12 protein-coding genes and 1 pseudogene are annotated in these 12,058 nt (G+C 62.5%); 7 read left to right on the top strand and 6 right to left on the bottom strand.

Annotated features, from left to right (window positions below; translation table 11 throughout):
- Positions 1-133: 133 nt before the first annotated feature.
- Positions 134-1,081, bottom strand: a complete 948-nt coding sequence (locus P7C00_RS05475; RefSeq protein WP_346633576.1) for a LysR substrate-binding domain-containing protein — start codon at positions 1,079-1,081, stop codon at positions 134-136.
- Positions 1,082-1,216: 135 nt separating this feature from the next.
- Here P7C00_RS05475 and P7C00_RS05470 point away from each other — a divergent pair, with 135 nt between their 5' ends.
- The 3 genes from P7C00_RS05470 (at position 1,217) to P7C00_RS05460 (ending at position 4,489) form a co-directional block, all read left to right on the top strand.
- A complete protein-coding gene (locus tag P7C00_RS05470) occupies positions 1,217-2,593 on the top strand; it encodes an L-serine ammonia-lyase (RefSeq protein ID WP_212805967.1) in 1,377 nt (458 codons plus the stop codon).
- Between the two features lie 63 nt (positions 2,594-2,656).
- Positions 2,657-3,952, top strand: coding sequence for a serine/threonine transporter (locus P7C00_RS05465; RefSeq protein ID WP_404938252.1), 1,296 nt, complete (start codon positions 2,657-2,659; stop codon positions 3,950-3,952).
- A gap of 219 nt (positions 3,953-4,171) precedes the next feature.
- A complete protein-coding gene (locus tag P7C00_RS05460) occupies positions 4,172-4,489 on the top strand; it encodes a DUF3509 domain-containing protein (RefSeq protein ID WP_346633578.1) in 318 nt (105 codons plus the stop codon).
- Here the strand turns inward: P7C00_RS05460 and P7C00_RS05455 are convergent.
- A complete protein-coding gene (locus tag P7C00_RS05455; protein ID WP_047283972.1) occupies positions 4,486-4,986 on the bottom strand; it encodes a phosphate-starvation-inducible protein PsiE in 501 nt (166 codons plus the stop codon). The two genes, P7C00_RS05460 and P7C00_RS05455, sit on opposite strands and share 4 nt — an antisense overlap.
- Positions 4,987-5,252: 266 nt before the next feature.
- On the opposite strand from P7C00_RS05455, the pseudogene P7C00_RS05450 reads away from it, so the two are divergent.
- Positions 5,253-5,507: pseudogene (locus P7C00_RS05450) on the top strand (YebG family protein); the annotation flags it as partial.
- 177 nt (positions 5,508-5,684) lie between these two features.
- On the opposite strand, the gene P7C00_RS05445 reads toward P7C00_RS05450, so the two are convergent.
- Positions 5,685-6,110 carry a hypothetical protein gene (locus tag P7C00_RS05445; RefSeq protein WP_404938251.1) on the bottom strand — a complete coding sequence of 142 codons (426 nt, stop codon included), beginning with the start codon at positions 6,108-6,110 and terminating at the stop codon, positions 5,685-5,687.
- A gap of 362 nt (positions 6,111-6,472) precedes the next feature.
- Positions 6,473-7,492: a Glu/Leu/Phe/Val dehydrogenase dimerization domain-containing protein gene (locus P7C00_RS05440; RefSeq protein WP_346633580.1), complete on the bottom strand. Its 1,020-nt coding sequence runs from the start codon at positions 7,490-7,492 to the stop codon at positions 6,473-6,475.
- A gap of 182 nt (positions 7,493-7,674) precedes the next feature.
- On the opposite strand from P7C00_RS05440, the gene P7C00_RS05435 reads away from it, so the two are divergent.
- The 3 genes from P7C00_RS05435 to P7C00_RS05425 all read left to right on the top strand — a co-directional run bounded on the left by P7C00_RS05435 (position 7,675) and on the right by P7C00_RS05425 (position 9,889).
- Positions 7,675-8,478 (top strand): SirB1 family protein, encoded by an 804-nt coding sequence (locus P7C00_RS05435; RefSeq protein WP_404938250.1) that lies wholly within the window; start codon positions 7,675-7,677, stop codon positions 8,476-8,478.
- A gap of 74 nt (positions 8,479-8,552) precedes the next feature.
- Positions 8,553-9,365: a class I SAM-dependent methyltransferase gene (locus P7C00_RS05430; RefSeq protein WP_404938249.1), complete on the top strand. Its 813-nt coding sequence runs from the start codon at positions 8,553-8,555 to the stop codon at positions 9,363-9,365.
- A gap of 56 nt (positions 9,366-9,421) precedes the next feature.
- Positions 9,422-9,889, top strand: coding sequence for a GNAT family N-acetyltransferase (locus P7C00_RS05425; protein ID WP_346633583.1), 468 nt, complete (start codon positions 9,422-9,424; stop codon positions 9,887-9,889).
- 12 nt (positions 9,890-9,901) lie between these two features.
- Here P7C00_RS05425 and P7C00_RS05420 read toward each other — a convergent pair whose 3' ends face one another.
- Positions 9,902-11,272 carry an MFS transporter gene (locus P7C00_RS05420; RefSeq protein WP_404938248.1) on the bottom strand — a complete coding sequence of 457 codons (1,371 nt, stop codon included), beginning with the start codon at positions 11,270-11,272 and terminating at the stop codon, positions 9,902-9,904.
- A gap of 138 nt (positions 11,273-11,410) precedes the next feature.
- On the bottom strand, positions 11,411-12,049 hold the full coding sequence (gene maiA / locus P7C00_RS05415; protein ID WP_404938247.1) for a maleylacetoacetate isomerase: 639 nt from the start codon (positions 12,047-12,049) through the stop codon (positions 11,411-11,413).
- Positions 12,050-12,058 lie beyond the last annotated feature (9 nt).

Here is a 12,058-nt window from a genome sequence, read left to right as displayed (position 1 = left end):
ACAATTAGGCACGGCGGCGAACATTTCAACCCCTTAAAAAAGATAAATATTCATACGCAAATAAAGCCGGACAAACTGCAAAGGCGCTGTTAAGGTCGGGAGTTGACTCGATTCAGCTTCCTCGCTCAAACCCTCACAATTGCCCCTCACCCAGAGGGTGCAAACCGCGAAAGATCTCCGCTTCCTCCACCAGCCAGTCATGCACCGCGCGCACACCCGGATGGCTCAGGGCGCCCGGCGCATAGAGCAACACGTAGCGTTTGTGGTTGGGCACTGCCAGACCGAAAGGCACGATCAGGGTGCCGCGCTCCAGTTCGTCATTGAGCAGGGTACGCCGGGCAATCGCCACGCCCATGCCGGCGATCGCCGCCTCGATGGTCAGGTGGTTGCGGTTGAAGGTGTGGCCACGACGCACATCCGCGCCTTCGAAGCCGATGGCATTCAGGTAGAACTCCCATTCGGCGTATTCATAGCTGCCGCGCCAGGCGGTGATGTCGTGCAGCAATGGAAAATGCGCCAGGTCCGCCGGTCCGTGCAACGGCGGACGACCCCTTAGCAGAGTCGGCGCGCAGACCGGGAAGATCTGCTCGTCCAGCAACGCGGTGGATTGCAAGCCGGGGTAGCTGCCGTCGTTCAGGTCGATGGCCAGATCGAAGTCGCCTTCATGCAGGGCTACGCTGCTGTCCTCCGCCACCAGCCGCAGCTGGATCTCCGGATAACGCTGTTGCAGCCGCGGCAAACGGGGCGTCAGCCACTTGCCAAGAAACGAGGGGATCGAACGCAGACGCAGGGTGCCGCTGATCATTCCCGCGTCCAGGCGCCGCAGTTCCGCATCGATGCTGCCGTAGGCCTCGCTCACCGTCAGCGCCAGCCGCTGGCCTTCGGCACTCAGTTCCACACCCCGGGGCCGACGGTGAAACAGGCGCAAACCCAGGCGCTCTTCCAACTGGCGGATCTGCTGGCTGACCGCCCCGGGAGTGATGTGCAGTTCTTCGGCACAACGGGTAAAGGACAGGTGCCGCGCGGCACAGGAAAACACATGCAGCCAGACATAGGTCTGGGCATGAAACTGACGGCTCATCGTTTAGTCCTGCTAAAGGATCTCTTAGGAAGTTTCGTTGGTCAGTATCGACCGACCCGGGCAGTATCGCCGACATTGCGCTTGGCCTACAAAAAATGGCAGCGATCCACCTTCCATTGCTTGTAAGGCTTTAGCATGGCTATCAGTGTTTTTGATCTTTTCAAAGTCGGTATCGGTCCTTCCAGTTCCCACACCGTGGGCCCGATGCGCGCCGCCGCCACTTTCGCCCAGGCGCTGTTCGACCTGGGCCTGGAGGATCAGGTACAGCGGGTGCAGATCCGCCTTTACGGCTCCCTCTCCGCCACCGGTGTCGGCCATGCCACCGACCGCGCCAGCGTCATGGGGCTGATGGGCGAATGGCCCGACAGCATCGATCCGGGCAGCATCGGCCCACGCATCCAGCAACTGCGCGACAGCGGCCAATTGCTGCTGGGGGGGCGCAGGAACATCGCCTTCGACTGGCAACAGGACCTGCTCCTGCTGGACCAAAGCCTGCCCTACCACCCCAATGCCATGTCCCTGACCGCACTCGGCGAGCAGGGCATCGTGCTGGAGCAGACCTACTACTCGGTAGGCGGCGGGTTCATCATCGAAGCGGCCCAGGTCGAGGCCGGAACCGAAGCCGGCGCCAGCGTCGAATTGCCTTACGACTTCAACAGCGCGGCTGAACTGCTGGCGCTGTGCAAGACCCACCAGTTGCGCGTCGGCGAGCTGATGATGGCCAACGAAAGAGCCTGGCGCAGCGACGCCGAAATCCGCAGCGGCCTGCTGCATATCTGGTCGGTGATGCGCGAATGCGTGGAACAGGGCCTGCGCCACGAAGGCATCCTGCCTGGTGGCCTCGATGTACCGCGGCGCGCCGCCAAGCTGCACCGCAGCCTGCTGGAAATCGGCAAGCCGAATGTCATCACCTCGACCCTCTCGGCCATGGAGTGGGTCAACCTCTATGCCCTGGCGGTCAACGAGGAAAACGCCGCCGGCGGACGCATGGTCACCGCCCCTACCAACGGTGCGGCGGGGATCATCCCGGCGGTGCTGCACTACTACATGAAGTTCAATCCCCAGGCCTCTGACGACGACGTCGTGAGCTTTTTCCTGGGAGCCGCGGCAGTGGGCATCCTCTGCAAGAAGAACGCCTCCATCTCCGGCGCCGAAGTCGGCTGCCAGGGTGAAGTGGGTTCAGCCTGCGCCATGGCCGCCGCGGGCCTGGCGGAAGTCCTCGGTGCCACGCCCGAGCAACTGGAAAACGCCGCCGAGATCGGCCTGGAACATAACCTTGGCCTGACCTGCGACCCAGTGGGCGGCCTGGTGCAGGTGCCCTGCATCGAGCGCAACGCAATTGCCGCGGTGAAAGCGATCAACGCCACCCAGATGGCCCTGCGCGGTGACGGCAAGCATTTCATTTCCCTGGACCGGGTGATCCGCACCATGCGCGATACCGGCGCCGACATGCATGACAAATACAAAGAAACTTCACGGGGCGGCCTGGCGGTGAGCTGGGTGGAATGCTGAGGAGCCTTCCCTGACCGTCCGTAACACGTGAGCCCGAGCAAAAATAATAACGAGGCGATACCGATGACCGATGTACCCACACCTGCTGCCGAAAATCCCGCTGTAGCCACATCACGCGACACCGCAACAGCCCGGCAAGGCTGGAGCAAGCACGACACCACCTGGATGCTTGGCCTGTATGGCACCGCCATCGGCGCCGGCACCCTGTTTCTGCCGATCAACGCCGGGGTCGGTGGCTTCTGGCCGTTGATCGTACTGGCGCTGCTGGCCTTCCCCATGACCTTCTTCGCCCACCGCGGCCTGACCCGCTTCGTCCTCTCCGGACGCTCCGGGGACATCACCGAGGTGGTGGAAGAACACTTCGGGGTCGGTGCCGGCAAGCTGATCACCCTGCTCTACTTCTTCGCCATCTTCCCGATTCTGCTGGTGTACAGCGTGGCCCTGACCAACACCCTGAGCAGCTTCATGGAGCACCAGTTGCACCTGACGCCGCCGCCCCGGGCGCTGCTGTCGCTGCTGCTGATCCTCGGGCTGATGGCGATTGTGCGTTGCGGCCAGGGCGTGATCGTGCGGGCCATGAGCCTGCTGGTCTATCCCTTCGTCGCCGCTCTGCTGTTGCTGGCCCTGAGCCTGATCCCCAACTGGAACGGCGCGTTCTTCGCTTCGGCCAGCGAGGGCATGCCCCTGCCGCTGTTCTTCAAGACCCTGTGGCTGGCGATTCCGGTGATGGTGTTTTCCTTCAACCACTCGCCGATCATCTCGGCCTTCGCCGTGGATCAGAAGCGCCATTACGGCGCCCAGGCCGAGCGCAAGAGCAGCGGCATCCTGGCCATGTCCCACACCATGATGGTGCTGACGGTGATGTTCTTCTGCTTCAGCTGCGTGCTGGCCCTGTCGCCGGCGGACCTGGCGGCGGCCAAGGAGCAGAACATCTCGATCCTGTCGTATCTGGCCAACCACTTCCAGACCCCGGTGATTGCCTACGCCGCACCGCTGATCGCGCTGGTGGCCATTACCAAGTCGTTTCTGGGCCACTACATCGGCGCCAGCGAAGGCTTCCAGGGGCTGATCGTGAAAAACCTGCGGGGGCGCTCGCTGTCGTCCACCCGCCTGGAAAAGATCACCGCGCTGTTCATGATCCTCACTTGCTGGGCCGTGGCCACCTTCAACCCGAGCATTCTGCGCATTATCGAGACCATGGGCGGACCGGTGATCGCCTGCCTGCTGTTCCTGATGCCGATGTATGCGATCCGGCGCGTGCCATCGCTGCGCCAGTATTCGGGTCAACTGTCGAACCTGTTCGTGGTGCTGATCGGCCTGATCGCACTGTCTGCGATCATTTACTCGGTCGTGCCCTGAAACGGGCCGGAATAAAAAAAGCGGACCTTGTGGTCCGCTTTTTTGTCCCCGCAATCATTGCCCGTCGAGGTTCCCGGCATGCCCCTTGCTTTGTTCATCCTTGAGCAACACGGACGTAGGCAAGCCTCGGCAAACGACCGGTCAGCGGTCTGGAATCGCGAACTAATTCCGCGCCCTGCCAGTCAATGACTGCACGATCCAATCAGGCGGTGACGCATCATGGACAACCCCTTTCAACTGATTACCGACACCTTCACCCCGGATTATCAGGTCAACCTGAGCATCCAGGGCCTGGACGGCAGCATCATGCTGACCCTGTCCCAGGCCGGCCGGGTGGTGGCCAAGCGCATGATCAGCGCAGCCCAGCGCAATGACCCGCAGCGCATCAAGCGCCTGGTGCAAAGCATTCAATTCGGCATCGCCATCGAGCAGGGCCACAGCGCCGTAGCCATCCTCGAAGCCATGACCAATGGCGACAGCCTCGCACTGCTGCCGCCCGTCGGCCAAAAGCCTGCGCCCCAGGCCTTGAGGTTTTAGAGCTCGCCTTTCTCCACTTCCGGGTGCTCGCCGGAGCCCGCGCCGATCTTGCGTTGCGGATGCTCGATCTTCACCGAAGGAAATTGCGACGAGGCGTAGCGCACCACCAGAATGGCGAAGGCCAGCAGCAGAATCCCGCCACACAGGTAGATGATCCCCAGGTCCGGCGGGTTGTGGTGGGAAACGTTGGAAATCAGCAGCCGGGTCAGCGCAGTGATCGCCACGTAGATCAGAAAGCGCACCGGCATGTGGTTGGTCTTGAAGTAGATACCGACCATCGCCCCCAATTCCAGGTAGATGAACAACAGCAGGATGTCATCGATCTTGATGTGGCCCGCCTCGATCATCTGCAGGAATTCCATCACTGCCGCCCAGGCGGTCACCGCTCCGATGGCGAACAGCGCCAGGTAGTGGAACGACTCGACAAACAGGTTGCCCAGGGACTCGGCCAGTTGATGGACGTTCTGCCGCAGGTTCTCGGCCCAATTGATTTTCACGATGGTTCTTCCTTAGGTCGGTTCGACCGGATGATGCGGATTGGACGTGACGGTTGTTCTGCATGCAGAAAAAAGGCCAGGAGCCGTCAATGAGATGGTGGCCGCCCGCAACGAGGCACGGCCGCGTAACAATCGGCCCGGGAAAAAAATTCCGTCTACATTAAAAAGCCACTATCCAAGGGAAAAGGTTTCGCCTATTCTCTCGACCTGTATATAGATACAGTATTTATACAGACCCATTATCGTGAAGGCATGTGAGGTGGTGAATGGCCGTCGAAGTGGTATACCGCAGCAGCCGAGATCTGGAGCGCTTGTTCATGGATAAAGCCGAAGCTGACCGTCATGACAAAATGCTCGAACTGGCTGAAGTGCTGGCGCAAGTGTTGCAAAAAGCAGTGCCGTCGCTGAGCGAACAACAAGTGGAAGAAGCCGGGATCTACATGGCGAAGAACCGCGATGTATTTGCCAGGGCCTTCAAGAGCCAGCCGGATGCATTGTCCGAGTTGCTCAGCGCCCCCGCTCCCGTGGTGGAGGTGGTTCAAGCGCAGCAACCTGCTGAAGTCGAGGCGCCGACCAAGCCGGCGAAAGCAGCCAAGGCTGCGAAATAGGCTTCACGCGAATTGAATAAGCCCTGTGTCCATGGCACAGGGCTTTTTTCATGTGTGCCGATCATGGAGCGCCCGTTATGCAGCCGCCGGTTAAACGACTGACGCGCCTTGGGGCTCGGGCAAATCGATAAGGTTGCGACGCAATATCGCAGTGATCTGGCCCATGAACATCACAGGCAAATCGGTCGCACCTCCATACAGGTCGACCATTCCAACCTCAACCGCGCTGTCGACGATGCTGGAGAACGCCTCGATATCTTCAGGCGCTATCAAAGCAACAAGACTCGGTGGCAAGTCATCCCCTCGTCCATTCAATGCCAGTTGCGCTCCGGCCCTGTCCCAGGCCAGTAAACGATCTTTTTCCGGGTAGTTCTCAAGGTGCTTTATCAAGTCATCTACAGCAGGATGAGCAATACCTTTACTCAGGCAGTAAGCCTCCAGGCACGCCGCAGCGTACAACTGCAGATCCCTGACAGAACACCTGCTCGATAGATTGTCCGTATTGGCTGCGGTCATGGCGCGACCTCCCACACCCGGCAGCCTGGCGGGCAATATCCGGATGCTATATCCATGGCTTCCAGGACTCTGTCTTCGAGTTCATCCGATGCGTCATGCCTGAACGACGCCAGAAAGTTGTACACAGCCTGCGCGCCAAAGCCCCTATTCCGGTATCGCACAAGAAGCTGGCATATCGATCGAATATCCGCACCTGAGCGCAACAGCGAAGACAACTGCTCATCCAGACCACTATCCAGCACTTGAGGCATCGTCGAATACATTCCTTGTCAGTGGGGCCGTGAGGGATTGGGCTCAGCCCTGCAACCTTGCCCGGGCCCAGATACTACAGAGGGCAGGCCCCAGGGTTAAGACAGGGAGGCCTAGCGGTACAGCACCCGTTCCGCCAGTTCGTCCGCGACCCGCGCCGGGGAACGTTTTTCCGCCTGGGCGTGGGCGAAGATCTCTGTCAGCCGCAGGCTGATCTTCGACAGGTGCGCCGTGATCACCGGGAGTTCCTCATTGCGATGCTTGAGGGACACATAGATCAGGCCACCCGAATTGATCACGTAGTCCGGCGCATAGAGAATCCCGCGCCGTTCCAGTTGATCGGCAACTTGCAGGTTGGTCAGTTGATTGTTGGCCGAACCGGCCACCGCCGCGCAGCGCAACTGGGCCACGCTGAGGCTGTTGAGCACGGCGCCAAGACCGCAGGGGGCGAGAATGTCGCAAGGGGTGCTGAGCAGCGAATCATTGGCGACGGGATGCGCCCCAAGTTGCTCCATGGCCAACTGCACCTTGCCGGCATCGATGTCGCTGACCAGCAGCTCGGCCCCGACGGCGTGCAGTTGCTCGGCCAGGGCGTAGCCGACGTTGCCCAGGCCCTGGATCGCCACCCGCAGACCTTCCAGATTGTCGCTGCCCAGGCGGGCCATGGCGGTGCTGCGAATCCCGGCGAACACCCCCATGGCAGTGTGGGGCGACGGATCTCCGGCGGCGCTGGTGCTGGTGACGTATCGGGTCTGCTGGGCGATGCAGTCCATGTCGGCCACCGAGGTGCCGCTGTCGATGGCGGTGATGTAGCGCCCGTCCAGTTGCTCGATGCAACGGCCAAAGGCCTCGAACAGCGCCGCGCGGTTTTCCACATGGGCGGGACGGATGATCACCGCGGTACCGCCACCTTGAGGCAAGCCAGCCAGGGCCGCCTTGTAGCTCATGCCCTGGGCCAGTCGCGCAGCGTCCTCCACGGCACTGGTGGTGTCGGGGTAGGCCAGATAACGGCAACCGCCCAGGGCGGGCCCCAGGCGGTTGTTGTGGATGGCGATCACTGCCTTCAACCCGGTGCTGGGGTCGACGCTGAGGTGCAGCGATTCAAGGCGGGTGCTGTGCATGAGAGCGAACATCGACGGGCTCCCGAATCACTTCTTGTAGTCGCCAGTATAGGCTTGCGCCTGGAATTTGCTGCGCCACGCTGGAATAAGCCGCAGGCATTTGCAGGCTTTGGGAAATAACCTGCTACCACCTGTGTCAGCACTGGACGAACCTGCGCCACGAGGCTAAAACGAGGCATCCGTCGGAGGTTGAGATGAACCCGCGCCAAGCCTTTTTCGCCTGCCTGCACCGCTCGCCCCCAGCCCTGCTGGAAGCGGCCCTGTGGATTGCCGCCGAACATGCACCGCAACTGGTGCCCGAGCGTCAGTTGGAAGCCTTCAAGGAGATCCAGCTGCAGATCGGCAGCAGCCTGCCTCATCTGCCGGCGAACGAACTGGGCCAGCCACTGTTGCGGCGGATGAACGACCTGGGCTTTCAGCAGGACGAGCACCTTCCGTTGCGTCCCCAGGCGGCGCTGATGGACAAGGTCCTGGAATCGCGCCGCGGGCAACCCCTGGCCCTGGCGCTGATTGCTCTGGAGCTGGCACAACGGCTGCAGATTCCCCTGGTGGGGGTGAACTTCCCCGGGCACTTTCTGCTGCGGGTGCCCGGCGCCGACCATCTGCTGAACCCCTGCGGCGGACGCCGGCTGTACCCCGCCGACTGCCGGGAACTGCTGCAACGCCAGTACGGCGCCCATATCAAGCTCAGCGCCGAACACCTGGCCAGTGCCGAGCCGCTGCAGATGTTCCAGCGCCTGTCGCGCAACCTGCGCCAGCTGCACCTGTCCTACGACGACAACCTGGGGGCCCTGATCAATGCCGAGCGCGTGCTGGAGCTGGGCAACGGCAGCGCCGCCGACTACCTGGCCCGGGCCAGCCTCTATCAACGCCTGGAGTGCCCGAATGCCGAGCGTTTCGACCTGGAACACGCGCTGCTGCTCAGCGACGACCCGATCCAGCGTCTGCGCCTGACCGAACGTCTGGGGCATCTGCCGCCCAACAACATCGTCCATTGAGAGCTGGGCACTGCTTGCGTGCAACAATACCCGCGCGCCACCTCCACTCACCGCTTGCATCAAGGATGAACAGCATGAACAGTGCCGAACGCTTTCTTCAGGACTTTCACCAGCGGCGCCCCGGCACCACGCCACCGGCCTTTTCCGGGTTGAGCCTGCCGGGACGCGGTTCCTCCTACGACATGCTGACCGCCACACTCGCCACCGCTCGGCCTGGCGCCCAACTCCTGGACCTGGGCTGCGGCGACGGTTTTCTGCTGGACCTGCTAGCCGGCGAGTACCCCGAGGCGCGATTGATCGGCGTGGACATGAGTAGCACCGAACTGCAGGCTGCACGCGCCCGTCTCGGGGAGCGCAGTGTGTTGCTCAATGAGCGCGCCCAATCCCTGTCCCTGGCCACCGGCAGCATCGACGCCGTGGTCTCGCACCTGGCGCTGATGCTCATGAGCGATATCGAACAGGTACTGGCCGAGGTGCATCGAGTCCTGGCCCGGGGCGGACAACTGTCGGCCATCGTCGGCCGCAGCTTTCTCCTCGGCGAACCGGGCCTGCGCTACTTGCAGGCCTTTCGTGCCGCCGCCCAACGCGACCGGCTAGCGCCCCTGCCTCTGGTGGACCCACGCACCCAGTCCCAGAGTGGCTGGCGAGAGCTGTTGGCGCGCCATTTCCGTGACGTGCAATTCGAAGAACTGGACCTTGAATGGACCCCCACCTTCGAGGAGTTCTGGGACGCCCTGGGGGAAACCTACGACCTTGACCGCCTGACACCCGCCACCTGCACACTGTTGAAGGACGAGCTGCACAAGGCCATGCAACCCTTGCTGCGAGCGGACGGTACGCTGCTGACCGGCTGGGGGCTGCTGCTGATCCAGGCCAGGGCCGCATGACAGCCCCTCCCGGGCTCTGGCAGGATGCTCGGCTCACTCCACGGAACGGGTACAGCATGCTGATCAGAAAAGCTCATGGCGATGACGCGCAACGGGTCTTCGACATTCGTAACCAAGCCATCAACCACCAGTGCCGCGGCCACTACCCCGACGCCGACTTGCAGATCTGGACCGCCGGCAGCCTGGCGGACTACTTCATCGAAGTGGTGGAAAGCACCGGCTACGTGGCCGTCATCGACGACCTGGTAACCGCCAGCGGCCTGCTCGACCTGGAGACCGGACAGGTCGACGCAGTGTTCGTCGACCCGGCCTACATGGGCCAGGGGATTGGCCGGCAGATGATGGCGTACCTTGAAGAGCGGGCACAGCAAGCCGAGCTGCCGCACCTGATCCTGGATTCGACCTTGAATGCCGCCGACTTCTACCGTCATTGCGGTTTCGTCGGCGAGCGAATCGCCCAGTACCAGTCACCCCGGGGCCTGACCCTGGCCTGCGTGCCGATGATCAAGCACCTGGCACGCTGAACCGACAGCACCTCAGGATTTGAGCGGCGCCTGCAGCTCGGGGGCCGCTCCCGCGTCACCCGCGCAAGCCTCGGACGGCGAGCGCACCTGGATGATCAGCACGGCCGCCAGCACCGCCGGAATCGCGCAGAAGAAGAAAATCTGCTGCACCGGGATATGCATCGCCAGCAGCATGCTGCCGAACAACGGCCCCAGGATCGAACCGAAGCGTCCCACCCCCAGCGCCCAGCCGGTACCGGTGGCGCGCACCTGCGCCGGATAGAAATTGCTGGCGAAGGCGTTGAGGGTCAGTTGCCCGCCGATGATGCAAAAGCCGGCAGCAAACACGAACACCACCAGATAACGCGGGTTGTCGTGATTCAGGCCCAGCAGCACGGTGCACAGAGCCGCGGCGCCGAGCACGGCCGCCAGCAGGCGCACCTTGCGCTTGAGGCGGTCGGCGAACCAGGCCATGCAGATCGCCCCCAGGGTGCCGGCGAAGAGGAACATTGAGGTCACCAGATTGGCCTGTTTCAGGGCCAGGCCACTTTCCAGCAGCAAGGTCGGCAACCAACTGATCATGAAATACAGAAGGATCAGGCTGACAAAAAAGGTCGACCAGATCAGCAGCGTGGGTCGCGCATAGCCCTGGCGGAACAGCTCCACCACTGTGAGCTTGCTGCCTGCCGGTGCTTCACCGGGGCCGCTGACAACGGGCGGTGGCTGCCAGTCCGCAAGCATCTGCGCTGTGACCTTGCGCAAGCGCGCATAGGGCGGCGCGTCCCGCAGCAAGCGCGGCAGGGACTCGGGAAGGCGCCAGACCAAGAACGGAAACAGCAGCAAGGGCGTGATCCCACCAGCCAGGAACACCGCCTCCCAACCGAAGCGATCGATAAAACCGGCAGCGACAAAACCACCGGCAGCGCCACCGAACGAGAAACCGCAGGCGGCCAGGGTCACCATCAAGGTGCGCAGGCGCGGCGGCGAATACTCGGACATCAGGGCCATGGCGCTGGGCATCGCACCGCCCATGCCGATCCCGCAGATAAAGCGCGCGGCCATCAGGCTGTGGAGGGAATTGGCGAACACCATCAGCACCGTCAGGCTGGCGTAGATCAGCACGCAACAGAGCAGAATCCGCCGTACCCCGAAACGGTCCGCCAGCGGTGTCACTGCCAGAGAGCCGAGGGTCAAGCCCAGCAGGTTGGCACTGAACACCGGACCGAAGGCGGACTTTTCCAGGCCCCAGTCCTGAGCCAGGGCCGGCACCACATAACCCAGGACCTGGGCATCGTAGCCGTCAGTGACCAGCAACAAGGCGAGAAGCAACAGGAGCAACCACTGATAGCGGGACACCGGGCGGGCGTCGAGCGCAGCACGAAAGCTGGCAATCTGATTTTGCATCGCAAGGTACCTGTTCGTTTTTTATGGTTATGAGCAGCAGTGTTGCGCAGGTCACAGGTGGTGACCGCTCAGGCCCCGTTGCGGGGCCTAGGTAATACGGATGCCACGCTGCCCCGAAAGCTGGGGCAGCGTGCAGGCTCAGGCCGGGGTGTCGGGCTGGTTGGCCGGGTGCGCGGCCTGGAACGCCGGATGCGCCGCGGCCAGGGCCGCGACCCGGAGAATCCGTGGATAGCCGTCCAGGGACACCTTGAAGCGCTCGGCGGCGTACAGCTGGGGAATCAGGAACACATCGGCCAGCCCCGGCTCATCGCCGAAACAGAAGCCGTGATCACCGATCAGTTGCTCCAGGGCGGCCAGACCCTGGCTGATCCAATGGTCGATCCACACCAGCAACTGGTCTTCTTCATGCCCCCATTCCCGCAGCAGATTCTGGGTACTGGAGTTGTGCAGCGGGTGGATGTCGCAGCCGATGATGGCGGCCACCGCCCGCTCCTGGGCGCGGCTGACCAGATCCTCGGACAGCAGCGGCACCTGTGGATAACGCTCCTCCAAGTACTCGATGATCGCCAGTGACTGGATCAGCAGATCGCCTTCATCGGTGCGCAGGGCCGGAACCCGACCCTGCGGGTTGATCTCCAGGTACTCCGGCTGGCGGTTCGCCCCGCCCTTGGGCACCAGCAGGTTGACCGGGATGGCCTGGAACTCCAGGCCCTTGAGGGCCAGGGCGATGCGCACCCGGTAGGACGCCGTGGAACGGTAGTAGGTATAGAGCTGCATAAGGCGCTC

Source organism: Pseudomonas sp. JDS08PS003 (assembly GCF_045013505.1).
GTDB lineage: Bacteria > Pseudomonadota > Gammaproteobacteria > Pseudomonadales > Pseudomonadaceae > Aquipseudomonas > Aquipseudomonas protegens_B.
Note: the sequence above shows the minus strand (reverse complement) of the source record. Positions and strands in the feature narration are given on the sequence as shown.

What these genes read in the sequence shown, in the direction of transcription:
- P7C00_RS05475 (WP_346633576.1), bottom strand. Translation starts at nt 1,081, where the DNA reads ATGAGCCGTCAGTTTCATGCCCAGACCTATGTCTGGCTGCATGTGTTT.
- P7C00_RS05470 (WP_212805967.1), top strand. Translation starts at nt 1,217, where the DNA reads ATGGCTATCAGTGTTTTTGATCTTTTCAAAGTCGGTATCGGTCCTTCC.
- P7C00_RS05465 (WP_404938252.1), top strand. Translation starts at nt 2,657, where the DNA reads ATGACCGATGTACCCACACCTGCTGCCGAAAATCCCGCTGTAGCCACA.
- P7C00_RS05460 (WP_346633578.1), top strand. Translation starts at nt 4,172, where the DNA reads ATGGACAACCCCTTTCAACTGATTACCGACACCTTCACCCCGGATTAT.
- P7C00_RS05445 (WP_404938251.1), bottom strand. Translation starts at nt 6,110, where the DNA reads ATGACCGCAGCCAATACGGACAATCTATCGAGCAGGTGTTCTGTCAGG.
- P7C00_RS05440 (WP_346633580.1), bottom strand. Translation starts at nt 7,492, where the DNA reads ATGTTCGCTCTCATGCACAGCACCCGCCTTGAATCGCTGCACCTCAGC.
- P7C00_RS05435 (WP_404938250.1), top strand. Translation starts at nt 7,675, where the DNA reads ATGAACCCGCGCCAAGCCTTTTTCGCCTGCCTGCACCGCTCGCCCCCA.
- P7C00_RS05430 (WP_404938249.1), top strand. Translation starts at nt 8,553, where the DNA reads ATGAACAGTGCCGAACGCTTTCTTCAGGACTTTCACCAGCGGCGCCCC.
- P7C00_RS05425 (WP_346633583.1), top strand. Translation starts at nt 9,422, where the DNA reads ATGCTGATCAGAAAAGCTCATGGCGATGACGCGCAACGGGTCTTCGAC.
- P7C00_RS05420 (WP_404938248.1), bottom strand. Translation starts at nt 11,272, where the DNA reads ATGCAAAATCAGATTGCCAGCTTTCGTGCTGCGCTCGACGCCCGCCCG.
- maiA (WP_404938247.1), bottom strand. Translation starts at nt 12,049, where the DNA reads ATGCAGCTCTATACCTACTACCGTTCCACGGCGTCCTACCGGGTGCGC.